General features: G+C 66.7%; 17 protein-coding genes and 2 tRNA genes. All 19 read left to right on the top strand.

What is annotated here, in order from left to right:
* Window positions 1-10 precede the first annotated feature (10 nt).
* The 19 genes from K5L01_RS05610 to K5L01_RS05520 all read left to right on the top strand — a co-directional run bounded on the left by K5L01_RS05610 (window position 11) and on the right by K5L01_RS05520 (window position 17,772).
* Complete coding sequence (locus tag K5L01_RS05610) at window positions 11-946, top strand: isopenicillin N synthase family dioxygenase (protein WP_250062682.1); 936 nt, start codon at window positions 11-13, stop codon at window positions 944-946.
* Between the two features lie 242 nt (window positions 947-1,188).
* Entirely contained in the window at window positions 1,189-1,944 is a 756-nt protein-coding gene (tpiA, locus tag K5L01_RS05605; RefSeq protein ID WP_250062681.1) for a triose-phosphate isomerase, read from the top strand.
* Between the two features lie 24 nt (window positions 1,945-1,968).
* Window positions 1,969-2,379 (top strand): preprotein translocase subunit SecG, encoded by a 411-nt coding sequence (secG, locus tag K5L01_RS05600; RefSeq protein WP_250062678.1) that lies wholly within the window; start codon window positions 1,969-1,971, stop codon window positions 2,377-2,379.
* 48 nt (window positions 2,380-2,427) lie between these two features.
* Window positions 2,428-2,512: transfer RNA gene (locus tag K5L01_RS05595), tRNA-Leu, on the top strand.
* Window positions 2,513-2,621: 109 nt separating this feature from the next.
* Window positions 2,622-2,978 (top strand): NADH-quinone oxidoreductase subunit A, encoded by a 357-nt coding sequence (locus K5L01_RS05590; RefSeq protein WP_250062676.1) that lies wholly within the window; start codon window positions 2,622-2,624, stop codon window positions 2,976-2,978.
* Window positions 2,969-3,523, top strand: a complete 555-nt coding sequence (locus K5L01_RS05585; RefSeq protein WP_054664850.1) for a NuoB/complex I 20 kDa subunit family protein — start codon at window positions 2,969-2,971, stop codon at window positions 3,521-3,523. The genes K5L01_RS05590 and K5L01_RS05585 overlap by 10 nt, the downstream gene beginning before the upstream one ends.
* Window positions 3,524-3,556: 33 nt before the next feature.
* Entirely contained in the window at window positions 3,557-4,309 is a 753-nt protein-coding gene (locus K5L01_RS05580) for an NADH-quinone oxidoreductase subunit C (protein WP_250062674.1), read from the top strand.
* Window positions 4,306-5,613, top strand: a complete 1,308-nt coding sequence (locus K5L01_RS05575) for an NADH-quinone oxidoreductase subunit D (RefSeq protein WP_250062672.1) — start codon at window positions 4,306-4,308, stop codon at window positions 5,611-5,613. The genes K5L01_RS05580 and K5L01_RS05575 overlap by 4 nt, the downstream gene beginning before the upstream one ends.
* A 91-nt stretch (window positions 5,614-5,704) precedes the next feature.
* Window positions 5,705-6,232, top strand: coding sequence for an NADH-quinone oxidoreductase subunit NuoE (nuoE, locus tag K5L01_RS05570; protein ID WP_250062670.1), 528 nt, complete (start codon window positions 5,705-5,707; stop codon window positions 6,230-6,232).
* 3 nt (window positions 6,233-6,235) lie between these two features.
* Window positions 6,236-7,573 carry an NADH-quinone oxidoreductase subunit NuoF gene (gene nuoF, locus K5L01_RS05565; protein WP_250062668.1) on the top strand — a complete coding sequence of 446 codons (1,338 nt, stop codon included), beginning with the start codon at window positions 6,236-6,238 and terminating at the stop codon, window positions 7,571-7,573.
* Window positions 7,570-9,816: an NADH-quinone oxidoreductase subunit NuoG gene (gene nuoG / locus K5L01_RS05560; RefSeq protein ID WP_250062666.1), complete on the top strand. Its 2,247-nt coding sequence runs from the start codon at window positions 7,570-7,572 to the stop codon at window positions 9,814-9,816. Before nuoF ends, nuoG begins: the two co-directional genes overlap by 4 nt.
* Window positions 9,813-10,904 (top strand): NADH-quinone oxidoreductase subunit NuoH, encoded by a 1,092-nt coding sequence (gene nuoH, locus K5L01_RS05555; protein WP_250062664.1) that lies wholly within the window; start codon window positions 9,813-9,815, stop codon window positions 10,902-10,904. The genes nuoG and nuoH overlap by 4 nt, the downstream gene beginning before the upstream one ends.
* 3 nt (window positions 10,905-10,907) lie before the next feature.
* Window positions 10,908-11,396 carry an NADH-quinone oxidoreductase subunit NuoI gene (gene nuoI, locus K5L01_RS05550; RefSeq protein WP_250062662.1) on the top strand — a complete coding sequence of 163 codons (489 nt, stop codon included), beginning with the start codon at window positions 10,908-10,910 and terminating at the stop codon, window positions 11,394-11,396.
* 10 nt (window positions 11,397-11,406) lie between these two features.
* On the top strand, window positions 11,407-12,066 hold the full coding sequence (locus tag K5L01_RS05545) for an NADH-quinone oxidoreductase subunit J (RefSeq protein WP_250062660.1): 660 nt from the start codon (window positions 11,407-11,409) through the stop codon (window positions 12,064-12,066).
* Complete coding sequence (nuoK, locus tag K5L01_RS05540) at window positions 12,063-12,368, top strand: NADH-quinone oxidoreductase subunit NuoK (protein ID WP_057640727.1); 306 nt, start codon at window positions 12,063-12,065, stop codon at window positions 12,366-12,368. The genes K5L01_RS05545 and nuoK overlap by 4 nt, the downstream gene beginning before the upstream one ends.
* Before the next feature lie 7 nt (window positions 12,369-12,375).
* Window positions 12,376-14,454, top strand: a complete 2,079-nt coding sequence (nuoL, locus tag K5L01_RS05535; protein WP_250062658.1) for an NADH-quinone oxidoreductase subunit L — start codon at window positions 12,376-12,378, stop codon at window positions 14,452-14,454.
* Window positions 14,455-14,474: 20 nt separating this feature from the next.
* The gene (locus K5L01_RS05530; RefSeq protein WP_250062656.1) at window positions 14,475-15,986 is read left to right on the top strand and encodes an NADH-quinone oxidoreductase subunit M; all 1,512 of its coding nucleotides are present in this window, start codon (window positions 14,475-14,477) and stop codon (window positions 15,984-15,986) included.
* A gap of 37 nt (window positions 15,987-16,023) precedes the next feature.
* Entirely contained in the window at window positions 16,024-17,484 is a 1,461-nt protein-coding gene (gene nuoN / locus K5L01_RS05525; protein ID WP_250062654.1) for an NADH-quinone oxidoreductase subunit NuoN, read from the top strand.
* Window positions 17,485-17,695: 211 nt separating this feature from the next.
* A tRNA-Met gene (locus tag K5L01_RS05520) sits at window positions 17,696-17,772 on the top strand.
* Window positions 17,773-17,921 lie beyond the last annotated feature (149 nt).

Raw genomic sequence — 17,921 nt, 5'->3', positions numbered from 1 at the left:
AGGAACCGCCGTGAGCAAGATCCCGACCCTCGACATCACCCGCTTCGACAGTGACCGCGAGGCCTTCGTGGCCGAGCTGGGCGCCGCCTATCGCCAGTGGGGCTTCGCCGGCATCCGCAACCACGGCATCCCGCAGGCCGACATCGATGCCGCCTACGACGCCTTCAAGGCCTTCTTCGCCCTGCCGGAGGAGGTCAAGCGCAAGTACCACGTGGCCGGTGGCGGCGGCGCCCGCGGCTACACCCCGTTCGGGGTGGAGACCGCCAAGGGCTCCAAGCATTTCGACCTCAAGGAGTTCTGGCATATCGGCCGCGAGATCCCGGCCGACTCCCGGTACCGCGAGGTGATGCCGCCCAACCTGTGGCCCGAGGAAGTCCCGGCGTTCCGCGAACGCGGCTACGGCCTGTACCAGGCGCTGGACAACCTGGGGTCGCGGGTGCTGTCGGCGCTGGCCCTGCACATCGGCCTGCCGCAGGACTACTTCGCCGACAAGACCAACAACGGCAATTCGATCCTGCGCCCGATCCACTACCCGCCGATCACCACCGACGACATTCCCAACGTGCGTGCCGGCGCCCATGGCGACATCAACTTCATCACCCTGCTGGTCGGCGCCAGCGCCGCGGGGCTGGAGGTGCAGTCGCACGAGGGCCAGTGGGTGCCGTTCACCTCCGACGCGGACACCATCGTGGTCAACATCGGCGACATGCTGCAGCGCCTGACCAACCACGTGTACCCGTCCACCATCCATCGCGTGGTCAATCCCCCCGGCGAGCTGGCCCGCCAGCCGCGCTATTCGGTGCCGTTCTTCCTGCACCCGAACCCGGACTTCCTGATCGACGTGCTGCCCTCGTGCATCACCGCGGACAGGCCGAGCCGCTACCCGGAGCCGATCACCGCCCATGGCTTCCTCGAGGAGCGCCTGCGCGAGATCAAGCTGAAGTGACCCCGGGGCCGCCGCGAGGCGGCCTCCGCACACAGGTGCCGGGGCGCCCCCGCATGCCGGGGGCGGCGCCGGGGCATGGTGCCGGTGCCGATGAGCGCCGGGGTCATCCGTCCGCCGCTCCAGGCGCCCAGGAGGCCTGGCGAAGGCGGCGGCGGGCCATGTCGCGTCTTGTCCGCCGGGTGTCCTGGCGGTGTCCGTAGTGGGCTATCCTTCGCCCACTTTTCATTGGGAGTGGTTCCTGAATGCGCCGCAAGATCGTTGCTGGTAACTGGAAGCTGCACGGCAGCCGTGACTTCGCCACCGCGCTGCTGGAGCCCCTGGTCGCGGCGCTGCCGCTGCCGGGCGTGGACCTGCTGGTGCTGCCGCCGCTGCCGTACCTGGCGGAGCTGGCCGCGCGCTTTGCCGGCCGCGGGCTGGCCTTCGGCGCCCAGGACGTCGGCAGCAACGAGAAGGGCGCCTATACCGGCGAGGTCGCGGCCGCCATGCTGGCCGATGTCGGCGCCACCCATGCGCTGGTGGGGCACTCCGAGCGCCGCCAGTACCACCATGAGGACAGTGTGCTGGTCGCGCGCAAGTTCGTCGCCGCCGGCGCGGCCGGCCTGGTCCCGGTCTTGTGCGTGGGTGAGACGCTGGAGCAGCGCGAGGCCGGCGAGACCGAGCGGGTGATCGCCGCGCAGCTGGCGCCGGTGCTGGAACTGGCCGGGGTGCAGGCCTTCGCGCGGGCCGTGGTGGCCTACGAGCCGGTATGGGCCATCGGCACCGGCCTGACCGCGACCCCAGAGCAGGCGCAGGCGGTGCATGCGTTCATCCGTGGCGAAGTCGCCGGGGCCGATGCTAGAATCGCTGATTCGTTGCCGCTCCTGTATGGCGGCAGCGTGAAGCCCGACAATGCCGCAGCGCTGTTCTCGCAGCCTGACGTGGATGGTGGGCTGGTAGGCGGGGCATCGCTGGTGGCCGCCGATTTCCTGGCCATCGCGAGGGCCGCGGCTGGTCGCTAACGAATTATCCGGGCGGACTCCCAAATGTTGATGTCGATCCTCAATGTGGTCTATGTGCTGGTGGCGATCGCGATGATCGCGCTGATCCTGATGCAGCGCGGTTCCGGCGCGGCGGCGGGGTCGGGTTTCGGCGCCGGTGCCTCGGGCACGGTGTTCGGCGCCCGCGGCGCATCCAACTTCCTGTCCAAGTCCACCAAGTGGCTGGCGGTGGTGTTCTTCGGCATCAGCCTGTTCATGGCCTGGTATGCAAGCCACGGCTTCCGTCCCAGCGACGAGGGGCTCGGGGTGATGTCCCAGGTCCAGGAGCTGCCGGCCGCGCCGGCCAGCGAGGTCCCGGCCATTCCGCAGGCCGCCGAGGTGGGCGAGGTCCCCCAGGCCGCGGCCGCCCCGGCGGACAATGAAGAAAAGCCGGCCGAGGGCTCGCATAAAGACTGAAGACAGTTACAATACGCAGCGCACTTCCATGCAGGTGCGCTGACGTAGGCCCAGGTGGCGGAATTGGTAGACGCACTACCTTGAGGTGGTAGCGACGAGAGTCGTAGGGGTTCGAGTCCCCTCTTGGGCACCATGAGTTCGAATGCGGGTACGCGGGCGCGCAGGCGCCTGCCGTGGCAAGTCCCGTCAATCCCATGCGTGGGCGCCTGCGGGCGTTCGTGCAGAGGCAAGAGAGAATCGCTGTGCTGGCCGAATATTTGCCGTCCCTGCTGTTTCTGATCGTCGCCACCGGCATCGGCGTCGCCCTGATGCTGATCGGTCGCTTCCTTGGCCCCCGCAGCCCCGACGCACAGAAACTGTCGCCGTACGAGTGCGGCTTCGAGGCGTTCGAGAACGCGCGCATGAAGTTCGATGTGCGCTACTACCTCATCGCCATCCAGTTCATCGTCTTTGACCTGGAAATCATCTTCATCGTGCCCTGGACCCAGGTCTTCATGGAGCTGGGCGCGCGCTCGCTCGTCACCATGGGCCTGTTCGTGGGCATGCTGTTCCTCGGCTTTATCTACGTGTGGAAGAAGGGAGCGCTGGAATGGGAGTGATTCAGACGCTCGATGGCCTGATGAACAACCCCATCCCGGAAGGGCGGGTTGACGACATCCTGCGGCCCGAGGGCGACAATCCCCTGCTCGAGAAGGGCTATGTCACCACCAGCGTCGACGCCCTGCTGAACTGGGCCCGCACCGGCTCGATGTGGCCGATGACCTTCGGCCTGGCCTGCTGCGCGGTGGAGATGATGCATGCCGGCGCCTCGCGCCTGGATCTGGACCGCTACGGCGTGGTGTTCCGCCCGTCGCCGCGCCAGTCCGACGTGATGATCGTCGCCGGCACCCTGGTCAACAAGATGGCCCCGGCGCTGCGCAAGGTCTATGACCAGATGCCCGACCCGAAGTGGGTCATCTCGATGGGCAGCTGCGCCAACGGCGGCGGCTATTACCACTATTCGTACGCGGTCGTGCGCGGCTGCGACCGGGTGGTCCCGGTGGATGTCTACGTTCCGGGCTGTCCGCCAACCGCCGAGGCGCTGGTGTACGGCATCCTGCAGCTGCAGAAGAAGATCTGGCGCACCCAGACCATCGCACGCTGACCCCCTTTCCCGTTCAAGAGCACGCCAGCCCCCATGGCCCAGCAAGCATCTTCACTCATCGACCGACTTCGCGCGCGTTTCGCCGGTGCGCAGGTCTCCGTGGTCGAACCGCGCGGCGAAGTGACGCTGGAGGTTCCGTCGGCCGAATGGCGGGCGGTGGCGCTGGCACTGCGTGACGAGTTCGGTTTCGAGCACGCCACCGACCTGTGCGGCGTCGACTACCTCGGCTACGGCAGCGACGAATGGGACACCTCCGATGTCTCGTCGCAGGGCTTCAGCCGCGGTGTCGAGGGCAAGGGCGCCGGGCGCTTCGCCTGGGGCGAGTTCCCCAGCCACGAGGCCGCCGAGGGCGCACGCCCCGACGCGATGCCGAGGCAGCGCTTCGCCGTGGTCCTGCAGTTGCGGTCCTACCAGCACAACCAGGCGCTCCGCGTCCGCTGCTTCGTGCCGGACGAGGCGCTGCCCCTGGTGGCTTCGCTGACCGGTGTCTGGCCGGGCCTGAACTGGTTCGAGCGCGAGGCGTTCGACCTGTACGGGGTGATCTTCGAAGGCCACCCGGACCTGCGCCGGATCCTGACCGACTACGGGTTCGTCGGCCATCCGTTCCGCAAGGACTTCCCGCTGATCGGCAACGTCGAAGTGCGCTACGACGAAGAGAAGAAGCGCGTGATCTACGAGCCGGTGACGTCGGTCGAGCCGCGCGTGGGCGTGCCGCGGGTGATCCGCGACGATGCACGCTTCGCGACCGCCGAGGGCGAGCGCGCGCAGACGGAGGCAAGCAAGTGAGTGAGTACCAGCAGGCCTCCCAGGCCTTCGCCAGCAATCCTGCCGAAGCCCAGCAGGAGATCCGCAGCTACACGATGAACTTCGGCCCGCAGCACCCGGCCGCGCACGGCGTGCTGCGCCTGATCCTGGAAATGGACGGCGAGATCATCACCCGCGCCGATCCGCACATCGGCCTGCTGCACCGGGGCACCGAGAAGCTGGCCGAGTCCAAGCCGTTCAACCAGTCGATCGGCTACATGGACCGGCTCGACTACTGCTCGATGATGTGCAACGAGCACGCCTACGTGCGCGCCATCGAGAACCTGCTGGAAATCGAGGTGCCGGAGCGGGCGCTGTACATCCGCACGATGTTCGACGAGATCACCCGCATCCTGAACCACCTGATGAACATCGGCACCGGCGCGCTGGACCTGGGCGCCATGGCGGTGATGCTGTACACCTTCCGCGAGCGCGAGGAGCTGATGGACTGCTACGAAGCGGTCTCCGGCGCGCGCATGCACGCGGCGTACTACCGTCCGGGCGGCGTGTACCGCGACTTGCCGGACACGATGCCCAAGTACAAGGAGTCGCGCTGGCACAAGGGCGGCGCGCTCAAGCGCCTGAACGCGGCGCGCGAAGGCTCGCTGCTGGACTTCCTGGAGAACTTCACCGAGGAGTTCCCCAAGCGCGTCGACGAATACGAGACCCTGCTGACCGAGAACCGCATCTGGAAGCAGCGTACCGTCGGCATCGGCGTGATCAGCCCGGAACACGCGCTGGCCTGGGGCATGACCGGGGTCATGCTGCGCGGCTCGGGCGTGGAATGGGACCTGCGCAAGAAGCAGCCCTACGCCAAGTACGACGCGGTGGATTTCGACATCCCGCTGGGCACCAACGGTGACTGCTACGACCGTTACCTGGTGCGCATGGCGGAAATGCGCGAGTCCAACCGCATCGTCAAGCAATGCGTGCAGTGGCTGAAGGCCAACCCGGGCCCGGTCATGGTCCGCAACTTCAAGGTCGCCCCTCCCAAGCGTGCGGAGATGAAGGACGACATGGAAGCGCTGATCCACCACTTCAAGCTGTTCAGCGAAGGCTACTGCGTGCCGGCCGGCGAGACCTACGCTGCGGTCGAGGCGCCCAAGGGCGAGTTCGGCTGCTACCTGATGTCCGACGGCGCCAACAAGCCGTTCCGCGTGCACCTGCGCGCGCCCGGCTTCGCCCACCTGTCCTCGCTCGATTCGGTGGTGCGCGGCCACATGCTGGCCGACGTGGTGGCGATGATCGGCACCTACGACCTCGTGTTCGGCGAGGTCGACAGGTGATGGCGGGCATGCGCACAACGCCCGCCGCGCGCGCGGCCCTGCCGCCGCAGGCGGCGGTTTCCCTGGATTTGCTATTGGTTGAGGTCGGCCGATGAAGGCGACAGGTAATTTCGAGGCGGCGCGTGACGTCGACCCGATGGTGGTGCTGAGCGACAAGACCCGTGCTCACATCGATCACTGGCTGACGAAGTTCCCGCCGGAGCGCAAGCGCTCGGCCGTGCTGCAGGGCCTGCACGCGGCGCAGGAGCAGAACCAGGGCTGGTTGAGCGACGAGCTGATCGCGGCGGTGGCCAAGTACCTGGACCTGCCGTTCGTGTGGGCCTACGAAGTCGCCAGCTTCTACTCGATGTTCGAGATCGAGAAGGTCGGCCGCAACAACGTCGCCATCTGCACCAACATCAGCTGCTGGCTCAACGGCGCCGAGGACATCGTGCGCCACTGCGAGAAGAAGCTGGGCATCAAGCATGGCGATTCCACGCCCGACGGGCGCATCTTCCTCAAGCGCGAGGAAGAGTGCCTGGCCGGCTGCGCGGGCGCGCCGATGATGGTCATCAACGGTCATTACCATGAGCGCCTGACGCTGGACCAGGTCGACGCGCTGCTGGACGGGCTGGAGTAAGGCATGGCACACCACGAATCCAAGGGCCCGGTCGGTCCGGCGCCGCTTCCGCACAACGTGGTCTACACCACGCTGCACTACGACACCCCGTGGTCGTACGAGAACTACCTCAAGACCGGTGGCTACGCCGCGCTGCGCAAGATCCTGGAAGAGAAGATCGCGCCGGCTGACGTCATCGAGATGGTCAAGCAGTCCGGCCTGCGCGGCCGCGGCGGTGCAGGGTTCCCGACCGGCCTGAAGTGGTCCTTCATGCCCAAGGGCGACATGCAGAAGTACATCCTGTGCAACTCGGACGAGTCCGAGCCGGGGACCTGCAAGGACCGCGACATCCTGCGCTACAACCCGCACTCGGTGGTGGAGGGCATGGCGATCGCCTGCTACGCCACCGGCTCGACCGTGGGCTACAACTACATGCGCGGCGAGTTCCACCACGAGCCGTTCGAGCATTTCGAACAGGCCCTGGCCGATGCCTACGCGCACGGCTGGCTGGGCAAGAACGTGCTCGGCAGCGGCGTGGATATCGACCTGTACGCCGCGCTGGGCGCGGGCGCCTACATCTGCGGCGAGGAAACCGCGCTGATGGAGTCGCTGGAGGGCAAGAAGGGCCAGCCGCGCTACAAGCCGCCGTTCCCGGCGAACTTCGGCCTGTACGGCAAGCCCTCGACGATCAACAACACCGAGACCTACGGGTCGGTGCCGGCGATCATCCGCAACGGTCCGGAGTGGTTCAAGGGCCTGAGCAAGACCGCCAACGGCGGTCCCAAGTGCTTCTCGGTGTCCGGCTGCGTGCAGCGCGGCGGCAACTTCGAGGTGCCGCTGGGCACGACCTTCGACGAGCTGCTGGAAATGGCCGGCGGACTGCGCCCGGGGCGCACGCTCAAGGGCGCGATCCCGGGCGGCGTCTCCATGCCGGTGCTGACCGCGGCCGAGCTGAAGGGGCTGCCGATGGACTACGACACCATCCGTGCGCTGGGCTCGGGCCTGGGCTCGGGGGCGATCGTGGTGATCGACGACAGCGTCTGCTGCGTCAAGTTCGCCTGCCGCATCAGCCAGTTCTTCCACAAGGAGTCCTGCGGCCAGTGCACCCCGTGCCGCGAGGGCACCGGCTGGATGCACCGCGTGCTGGAGCGCATCGTCGCCGGCAAGGCCACCATGGACGACCTGCACCAGCTCAAGGCGGTCGCCGGCCAGATCGAAGGCCACACCATCTGCGCCTTCGGCGAAGCCGCCGCCTGGCCGATCCAGGGGTTCCTGCGCCAGTTCTGGGACGAATTCGAGTACTACATCGTCAACGGTCATTCGATGGTTGACGGCAAGAAGGTGGAGGCTGCTGCCGCATGAGCGCGCAACCGATGAACCCCGGCGAGGCGCCCGTGGCGCCGGAAGGGCACGTCACCATCGAGATCGATGGACGGACGCTGTTCGCGCCCAAGGGGTCGATGATCATCCAGGCCGCCGACAAGGCCGGCATCCCGATCCCGCGCTTCTGCTACCACGAGAAGCTGCCGATCGCCGCCAACTGCCGCATGTGCCTGGTCGACGTCGAGAAGTCACCCAAGCCGTCGCCGGCCTGCGCCACGCCGGTCATGGACGGCATGAAGGTCCAGACCCGCAACGAGAAGGCGCTCAAGTACCAGCGCTCGGTGATGGAGTTCCTGCTGATCAACCACCCGCTGGATTGCCCGATCTGCGACCAGGGCGGCGAGTGCGAGCTGCAGGACGTATCGCTGGGCTATGGCCGCTCGGTCAGCCGCTTCAACGAGCGCAAGCGCGTGGTGGCCGACGAGGACATGGGCCCGCTGGTCGCCACCGAGATGACCCGCTGCATCCAGTGCACCCGCTGCGTGCGCTTCACCGCGGACATCGCCGGCACCTATGAGCTGGGCGGCATGTACCGGGGCGAGGACCTGCAGATCGGCACCTACGACGGCCAGCCGCTGACCACCGAGCTGTCCGGCAACGTCGTCGACGTGTGCCCGGTCGGTGCGCTGACCAACAAGGTGTTCCAGTTCAAGGCCCGCCCGTGGGAGCTGTCCGCGCGCGAGTCGCTGGGCTACCACGACGCGATGGGCTCGAACCTGTTCCTGCACGTGCGCCGCGGCGAAGTGCTGCGCACCGTGCCGCGCGACAACGAGCTGGTCAACGAGTGCTGGCTGTCCGACCGCGACCGCTATTCGCACCAGGGCCTGTACGCCGCCGACCGCGCGGTCAAGCCGCTGCAGAAGGTCAACGGCGAGTGGGTCGAGGTGAGCTGGGCCGAAGGCCTGGCCGCGGCCCGCGAGATCCTCGACGGCAACCGTGGCGACGACCTGGGCGTGCTGGTGCACCCGTCCACCTCGAACGAGGAGGGCGCGCTGCTGGCCCGCCTGGCCGCGGCGCTGGGCTCGGGCAACATCGACCACCGGATCAACAACCGCGACTTCTCCGATGCCGCGACCGCCGAGGTGTTCGGCGCGTCGCTGGCGGAGATCGAGCAGGCCGACCGCATCGTGCTGCTGGGCAGCAACATCCGCCACGAGCTGCCGCTGCTGCATGCCCGGCTGCGCAAGGCGCAGACCCAGAAGGGCGCGCAGATCCTGGCGGTCAACCCGGTCGATTTCGATTTCGCGTTCAAGCTGGCCGGCAAGCAGATCGTCGCGCCGTCGCAGTTCGTCCAGGCGCTGCAGGATGCGGGGCTGCGCGAGGCGGTGAAGGCGGGCGGCAATGCCGTCGTCATCGTCGGCGCGATCGCCGAGAACCACCCGCAGGCCGCGGCGATCCGTGCCGCCGCGCGCGACTTCGCCGGCGCCACCGGCGCGAAGCTGTGCCGCATTCCGCAGGGCGCCAACGCCATCGGCCTGTCCCGCGCCGGCGTGCTGCCGGCCGGCAAGGACGTCAACGCGATGCTGGCGCAGCCGCGCAAGGCCTACGTGCTGTACGGCATCGAGCCGGGCCTGGACTTCGCCGACAGCCCCGCCGCGCGCAAGGCGCTGGCCGCGGCCCGCGTCGTGGCGTTCAGCCAGTACGCCTGCACCTCGACCCGGGATGTCGCCGACCTGATCCTGCCGATCGGTGCGCTGCCGGAAATCGACGGCACCCTCACCAACCTGGACGGGCGCGACCAGGCTGCCCGCGCCGGCGGCAAGCTGCCCGGCGAAGCCCGCGAGGGCTGGCGCGCACTGCGTGCCCTGGGCGGCGAGATGCAGCTGGACGGTTTCGCGTTCACCGACCTGGCAGGGCTGCGTGCCGGCCTGAAGCCGGTGCAGGTGGAGGTGGCCGCTTCCGCGCAGCCGGCGCCGGCGGGCGAGGGCCTGGAAGTGGCCTCGACCCCGGCGATCTACCGCACCGACGCGGTGGTCCGCCGTGCGCAGGCGCTGCAGGCGCATCCGCTAAACACCGTGCCGCGCATCGTGCTCAATGCCGACGATGCGGCGCGGCTGCAGCTGGCGGAGGGCCAGATGGCCAAGGTCGGCACCGATGCCGGCAAGGCGACCCTGCCGGTCGTGGTCGACGCACGCGTCGCCGCCGGTGCGGTCTGGATTGAATCGGGCCACGGCGCCACCGCGCCGCTGGGTGCCGCTCGGGTAACGGTGGTGGCTGCATGAACGAGTTGCTGTTGAACGCGGTCGACCCGCTGCACCAGTGGTTCCTGACCCTGGGCGATCTGGGCATCGTGCTGTGGACGGTGCTGAAGATCCTGACGGTGGCGATGCCGATCATCATCGCCGTCGCTTTCTACGTGGTCTGGGAGCGCAAGCTGATCGGCTGGATGCATGTGCGCCACGGGCCGATGTACGTCGGCATGGGCATCTTCCAGGCGTTCGCCGACGTCTTCAAGCTGCTGTTCAAGGAGGTCGTGCAGCCGAGCAACGCGCACAAGACGATCTACCTGCTGGCGCCGCTGGTCGTGCTGGCACCGTCGTTCGCGGCCTGGGCGGTGGTGCCGTTCGACTACCAGCTGGCGCTGTCCAACGCCAACGTCGGCCTGCTGTACCTGCTGGCGATGACCTCGCTGGGTATCTACGGCGTGATCCTGGCCGGCTGGGGTTCGAACTCCAAGTACGCCTTCCTCGGCGCGATGCGTTCGGCCGCGCAGATGGTCAGCTACGAGATCGCGATGGGCTTCGCCCTGGTCGGCGTGATGATCGCCGCCGGCAGCCTGAACCTGAGCGAGATCGTGATGGCGCAGAAGGGCAGCTCCGGTCTGTTCGACTGGTTCCTGCTGCCGCTGTTCCCGCTGTTCGTCGTGTACTGGGTGTCCGGCGTGGCCGAGACCAACCGCTCGCCGTTCGACGTGGTCGAAGGCGAGTCGGAGATCGTCGCCGGGCACATGGTCGAGTATTCCGGCGGTGCGTTCGCGCTGTTTTTCCTGGCCGAATACGCCAACATGATCCTGATCAGCTTCCTGATCGCGATCTTCTTCCTGGGCGGCTGGCTGAGCCCCATCCAGGGCTGGGTCACGGCGGACATCTCGCCGTGGGTCAACTGGATCTGGGACGGCGGCTGGCCGTGGCTGTTCGCCAAGGCGTTCTTCTTCGCCAGTTCGTACATCTGGTTCCGGGCCACGTTCCCGCGCTTCCGCTACGACCAGATCATGCGTCTGGGTTGGAAGGTGTTCATCCCGCTGACCATCGCGTGGATCGCAGTGACCGCCTTGATGGTGTTCTACGGCGTGATCCAGAGAGGCGTTTGATTCATGAAAAAGATCACCCACTATTTCAAGAGCCTGCTGCTGCTGGAGCTGATCTCCGGCATGTGGCTGACGCTGAAATACGCGTTCAAGCCGAAGTACACCGTGATGTACCCGATGGAGAAGTTCCCGCAGTCCCCGCGCTTCCGCGGCCTGCATGCGCTGCGCCGCTACCCGAACGGCGAAGAGCGCTGCATCGCCTGCAAGCTGTGCGAGGCGGTGTGCCCGGCGCTGGCCATCACCATCGACTCGGACAAGCGCGAGGACGGCACCCGCCGCACCACGCGCTACGACATCGACCTGTTCAAGTGCATCTTCTGCGGCTTCTGCGAGGAGAGCTGCCCGGTGGACTCGATCGTGGAGACCCATATCCTGGAGTACCACTTCGAGAACCGCGGCGAGAACATCGTCACCAAGCCGCAGCTGCTGGCCATCGGAGACCGGCTGGAAGCCGAGATCGCCGAACGCCGCGCCGCCGACGCCGCCTTCCGTTGAGGACCGAAAGATGGATTGGGTAAATATCGCTTTCTGGTTCTTCTCGATCGTCGCGGGCCTGTCCGCGCTGTCGGTGATCAGCGTGCGCAACCCGGTGTACGCCGTGCTGTGCCTGATCCTGACCTTCTTCTCGGTGGCCTGCGTCTGGCTGCTGGTGGGGGCCGAGTTCCTGGGCGTCACGCTGGTGCTGGTGTACGTCGGCGCGGTGATGGTGCTGTTCCTGTTCGTGGTGATGATGCTGGACGTGGAAACCGACAGCCTGCGCGAGGGCTGGGTGCGCTACCTGCCGGTCGGGCTGGTGGTGGCGGTGGTGATGCTGGTGCAGATGCTGAGCCTGATCGGCGTCAAGGCCCGCTCGGCCGCGCCGTTCCCGGCGGACAACGCCGCCGCGGTCGCCGCCGACAGCTCCAACATCACCTGGCTGGCGCGCAGCCTGTTCACCGAGTACCTGCTGCCGTTCGAGTTCGCCGCGGTGATCCTGACCGTGGCGGTGGTCGCGGCGGTGACGCTGACCCTGCGCCGCCGCAGCGGCGTGAAGACCCAGAACCCGTCCGAGCAGACCCGGGTCCGCGCCAGCGACCGCCTGCGCATCGTGAAGATGGCGGCCGAGAAGCCGGTCGTGCTGACCGATACCACGCTCAACGAAGGCGGCGAGGAGGCCAAGCCATGATTTCCCTGGGCCACATGCTCGCGCTGGGAGCGGTGATGTTCTGCATCTCCGTGGCCGGCATCTTCCTCAACCGCAAGAACATCATCGTGCTGCTGATGTCGATCGAGCTGATGCTGCTGTCGGTGAACATCAACTTCGTCGCCTTCTCGCGCGAGCTGGGCGACACCGCCGGGCAGCTGTTCGTATTCTTCATCCTGACCGTGGCCGCGGCCGAAGCCGCCATCGGCCTCGCGATCCTGGTGACCCTGTTCCGTACCCGCCACACCATCAACGTTGGCGAAGTCGATTCGTTGAAGGGCTGACGCACAGATGGAAATCACACTCTCCAAGAGTCTGTTGATCGCAGTGGTGCTGGCACCACTGCTCGGCAGCATCATCGCCGGCCTGTTCGGTCGCCAGGTGGGGCGCAAGGGTGCCCAGTACGCCACCATCCTCGGCGTCGCCGTCAGCTGCGTGCTGTCGGCGCACACGCTCTACCAGCTGCTGTGGGGCGGGGCGCAGCCGTACAACGAGAACATCTACACCTTCTTCGAGGTTGGCCAGTACTCGGCGCACGTCGGATTCATGGTGGACCGCCTGACCGCGATGATGATGCTGGTGGTGACCTTCGTGTCGCTGCTGGTGCACGTCTACTCGATCGGCTACATGGCCGAGGACGACGGTTACCAGCGCTTCTTCAGCTACATCTCGCTGTTCACCTTCTCGATGCTCACCCTGGTGATGAGCAACAACTTCCTGCAGCTGTTCTTCGGCTGGGAAGCGGTGGGCCTGGTCTCGTACCTGCTGATCGGCTTCTACTTCAAGAAGCCCACGGCGATCTTCGCCAACATGAAGGCGTTCATGGTCAACCGTGTCGGCGACTTCGGCTTCCTGCTGGGCATCGCCGCGGTGGTCTGGGTGTTCGGCACCCTGGACTACGCCACGGTGTTCGCCAACGCCGGCACCGCGCTGGGCACCGACCTGACCGGGCACGCCACGGTGCAGCTGATCGGCAACCACCAGTGGAGCATCGCCACCGTCATCTGCATCTGCCTGTTCATCGGTGCGATGGGCAAGTCGGCGCAGGTGCCGCTGCACGTGTGGCTGCCGGACTCGATGGAAGGCCCGACCCCGATCTCGGCGTTGATCCATGCCGCGACCATGGTGACCGCGGGCATCTTCATGGTCACCCGCATGTCGCCGCTGTTCGAGCTCTCGCAGGCGGCGCTGGACTTCATCCTGTTCATCGGCGCGACGACCGCGTTCTTCACCGGCCTGATCGGCATCGTGCAGAGCGACATCAAGCGCGTGGTCGCCTACTCGACGCTGTCGCAGCTGGGCTACATGACCGTGGCGCTGGGCGTGTCGGCGTACTCGGGCGCGGTGTTCCACCTGATGACCCACGCCTTCTTCAAGGCGCTGCTGTTCCTGGGCGCCGGCTCGGTCATCATCGGCATGCACCACGAACAGAACATGCTGAAGATGGGCGGCCTGCGCAAGTACATGCCGATCACCCACATCACCATGTGGATCGGTACCCTGGCGCTGGTCGGTACCCCGTTCTTCTCCGGCTTCTACTCGAAGGACACCATCATCGAGGCGGCCGAACTGCATGCACACGCATCGGACAGCTGGGTGGCCACCTACGGCTACTGGGCGGTGCTGGGCGGCGTGATCGTCACCAGCTTCTACAGCTTCCGCCTGCTGTTCCTGACCTTCTTCGGCAAGGAGCGCTTCCGTGACGTGCAGCACGACGACCATCACGGCCACGGCGCGCACGAGCCGCACGAGTCGCCCTGGGTGGTGACCCTGCCGCTGATCCTGCTGGCGATCCCGTCGATCCTGATCGGCTTCTTCACCGCCGGGCCGATGCTGTTCGGCACCGACTGGGCGGGGAACGCCGGCGGCAACGGGATTCCGGGGCAGGCGATGGCGTTCTTCACCGGCATCGTCGACTTCTACGACCCGGCCCGCGACACCATCGGCGAGCTGGGCCGGGAAGGCTGGCATGGCGCCGTGCAGTTCGCGCTGCATGCCGTGACCGCGCCGGCGTTCTGGCTGACCGTGGCCGGGTTCGCGCTGGCCTGGGTGTTCTACATCTGGAAGCCGGACCTGCCCGGGAAGTCGCGCAGGGCGCTGGCGCCGGTGGTGTCGGTGCTGGAGAACAAGTACGGCTTCGACACGTTGTGGATCAACGGGTTCGCCGGCGGCGGCATCAAGCTCGGCAAGGCCGCGCGCGCCGTGGACAGCAATGTCGTGGACGGGGTGGTGAACGGTGCGGCCCGCGTGGTCGAGCTGGCCGCCAACCTGCTGCGCCGCACCCAATCCGGTTTCCTCTACCACTACGCCTTCGTGATGATCATCGGCCTGATTGCCCTGCTGGGCCTGCTGATGCATTTCTGGCGTTGACCTGTACGGAATAAGAAGACGTGTCGAACTGGCCTCTACTCAGTATCCTCATCTGGCTGCCGATCTTCGGCGGTGCGGTGATTCTTGCCGTGCGCAACGCACAGACCGCCCGCTGGGCCTCGCTGGCGGTGGCGCTGCTCACCTTCCTGGCGAGCCTCGGCCTGCTCAGCGGCTATGACCGCGGCGCCGGGGAGGTGCTGCAGTTCGTCGAGCAGCATCCGTGGATCCCGGCGTACGGCATCGGCTACAACCTGGCCGTGGACGGCATCGCCATCGCCCTGGTGCTGCTGACCACCCTGGTCGGCGTGCTGGCCCTGATCGGGGCCTGGGGAGTGGTGGACAAGCGCGTGAACCAGTACGTGGCCGCCTTCCTGATCCTGGAAGGCGTGACGGTGGGCATTTTCGCCGCCACCGACGCGATGCTGTTCTACGTGTTCTTCGAAGCCATGCTGATCCCGATGTTCCTGATCATCGGTGTCTGGGGCGGTCCGCGCCGCATCTATGCCGCGCTGAAGTTCTTCCTCTACACCTTCCTCGGCTCGGTGCTGATGCTGGTGGCGCTGATCTACCTGTACCTCAAGGGCGGCAGCTTCCAGCTGGCCGACCTGTACCAGCTGCAGCTGTCGGCCAAGGAGCAGACCTGGGTCTTCTTCGCGTTCCTGATCGCGTTCGCGGTCAAGGTGCCGATGTTCCCGGTGCACACCTGGCTGCCGGACGCCCACGTGGAGGCGCCGACCGCCGGGTCGGTGATCCTGGCCGCGATCGCGCTGAAGATCGGCGGCTACGGCTTCCTGCGCTTCAACCTGCCGATCGTTCCGGACGCCAGCCACGAATGGGCCTGGCTGGTGATCGCGCTGTCGCTGGTCGCGGTGGTCTACGTCGGCCTGGTCGCCCTGGTGCAGGACGACATGAAGAAGCTGGTGGCCTACTCGTCGATCGCGCACATGGGCTTCGTCACCCTGGGCACCTTCGTCGCCCTGTGGCTGGTGCGCGAGGCCGGCAACCCCGACGCCGCGCGCCTGGGCCTGCAGGGTGCGATGGTGCAGATGGTCTCGCACGGCTTCGTGTCCGGCGCGATGTTCTCGTGTATCGGCGTGCTCTACGACCGCCTGCATACCCGCCGCATCGCCGACTATGGCGGCGTGGCCAACGTGATGCCCTGGTTCGCCGCCTTCGCGCTGCTGTTCTTCATGGCCAACTCGGGCCTGCCGGGCACCAGCGGTTTCGTCGGCGAGTTCATGGTCGTGCTGTCCAGCTTCCAGTGGGAGCCGCTGGTGGCCCTGGCCGCCGCGACCACGCTGATCATCGGTGCGGCCTATTCGTTGTGGCTGTACAAGCGGGTGTTCTTCGGTGAGGTCGGCAACGCCCACGTGGCCGAGATGAAGGACATCAACGGGCGTGAATGGCTGGTGCTGGGCGTGTTCGCCGTCGGTACGCTGGCACTGGGTGTGTACCCGCGCCCGCTGACCGAGCTGATGGAGCCCTCCATCGCCAAGCTGGCGATGCAGATCGCCTCGAGCAAGCTGCTGTAAGCGGCTCCGTCGAGAGTATTGATTCCAGGATTTGATGATGACAACGCCGACGCTACTGCCGTTGACCGCCGCCGACCTTCCGCCCCTGCTGCCCGAACTGGTGGTGATCGGTGGCGCCTTCGCCCTGCTGATCCTCGACCTGTTCATCAGCAGCCGCCACAAGGTCTGGACCCATTTCCTGTCGGTCGCCATCCTCGCCGTCGCCTTCGTGCTGCTGCTGGGCGGCGTGGGCGGGCAGGGCGAGGTGTTCCACGGCATGTTCATCCGCGACAACGCCGCCGACGTCATGAAGACGGTGGTGGTGCTGGTCAGCGGGATCACCCTGGTCTATGGGTGGAGCTACCTGCGCGAGCGCGACCTGTACCAGGGCGAGATCGCGGTGCTGGTGCTGTTTGCGACCTCCGGCATGATGCTGCTGGTGTCCGCCGGCAGCCTGTTGGTGACCTACCTGGGCCTGGAGCTGCTGGCGCTGTGTTCCTACGCGCTGGTGGCCAGCCATCGCGAGAGCAAGCTGGCCACCGAGGCGGGCATGAAGTACATCGTGCTCGGCTCGCTGGCGTCCGGACTGCTGCTGTACGGCATGTCGCTGGTGTACGGTGCCACCGGCTCGCTGCACCTGGACGTGATCCACGACGCCACCGCGCATTCGGACGAGCGCCTGCTGCTGCTCACCGGCGCCGTGTTCATGGTCGCCGGCATCGCCTTCAAGCTGGGCGCGGCGCCGTTCCACATGTGGCTGCCCGACGTCTACCAGGGCGCCACGGCGCCGGTCGCGCTGTTCATCAGCTCGGCACCCAAGCTGGCCGCGTTCGGGATGGCCTACCGGCTGCTGGAGGCCGGCGTGGGGCCGCTGTCGACGGAGCTGCAGTACGTCCTGGCCGGGCTGGCGGCGCTGTCGCTGGTGGTCGGCAACCTGATGGCCATCGCCCAGACCAACCTCAAGCGCATGCTGGCCTACTCGACGGTCTCGCACATCGGCTTCCTGCTGATGGGCGTGGCCGGTGGCGGTGCAGGGGGCTACTCGGCGGCGATGTTCTACGCCATCTCCTATGCGGTCATGTCCACCGCCGCGTTCGGCGTGATCATCGCGCTGTCGCGCGCCGGCTTCGAGGCCGAGAGCATCGACGACTTCAAGGGCCTGAACGCGCGTAATCCGTGGATGGCCGGACTGATGCTGTGCGTGATGTTCTCGCTGGCGGGCATTCCCCCGTTCCTGGGCTTCTGGGCCAAGCTGGCGGTGCTGGGCGCCGCGGTCGACGGCGGCCTGCTGTGGCTGGTGATCCTGGGCGTGGTCACCGCGGTGGTCGGCTGCTTCTATTACCTGCGGGTGGTCAAGGTCATGTACTTCGACGAGCCGGTGGGCGAGCCGCTGCCGCGCAACAACGACCGTGTCCTGGGGGCCGTGCTGAGCCTGAACTGCGTGGCGCTGCTGCTGCTGCCGCTGCTGCTCGGCCCGCTGCTGGACTGGATGCGCACCGCATTCGCGCATTTGTCCTGAGGGTAGATACAAAGCGGCGCGTTTCGTGTAATATGCGCGCCCTGAGTTGATGGCGCCGCCGGTTCTTCCGGCAGCGCAGGGCCGGAAAAGTGGTCCAGCTGGAATGGGAATGTTCCGGGCCTTCGTCGGCATCGCCGATACCGACGGGGCAAACAATGAAGTGAAACAGGCTTGCATTATCGGTCCAGTTACTTCATAATTCCGCTTCTGCTGCGGGGTGGAGCAGTCTGGCAGCTCGTCGGGCTCATAACCCGAAGGTCGCAGGTTCAAATCCTGCCCCCGCTACCAGTTCCAGCCTTCAACGACTTCATGTCGGCGAAGGCCGGGTCTGGGCTCGCAGGAACGCATGCTTCCGTTCCTGCAACCGGAATCCAGTCAGCGGATTCATACCGGACAAAGGGCCCAGTCGGGCCCTTTGCTGTTTCCGCCATACCGAA

This window comes from Stenotrophomonas mori, from assembly GCF_023556335.1.
Classification (GTDB): Bacteria; Pseudomonadota; Gammaproteobacteria; order Xanthomonadales; family Xanthomonadaceae; genus Stenotrophomonas; species Stenotrophomonas mori.
Note: the sequence above shows the minus strand (reverse complement) of the source record. Positions and strands in the feature narration are given on the sequence as shown.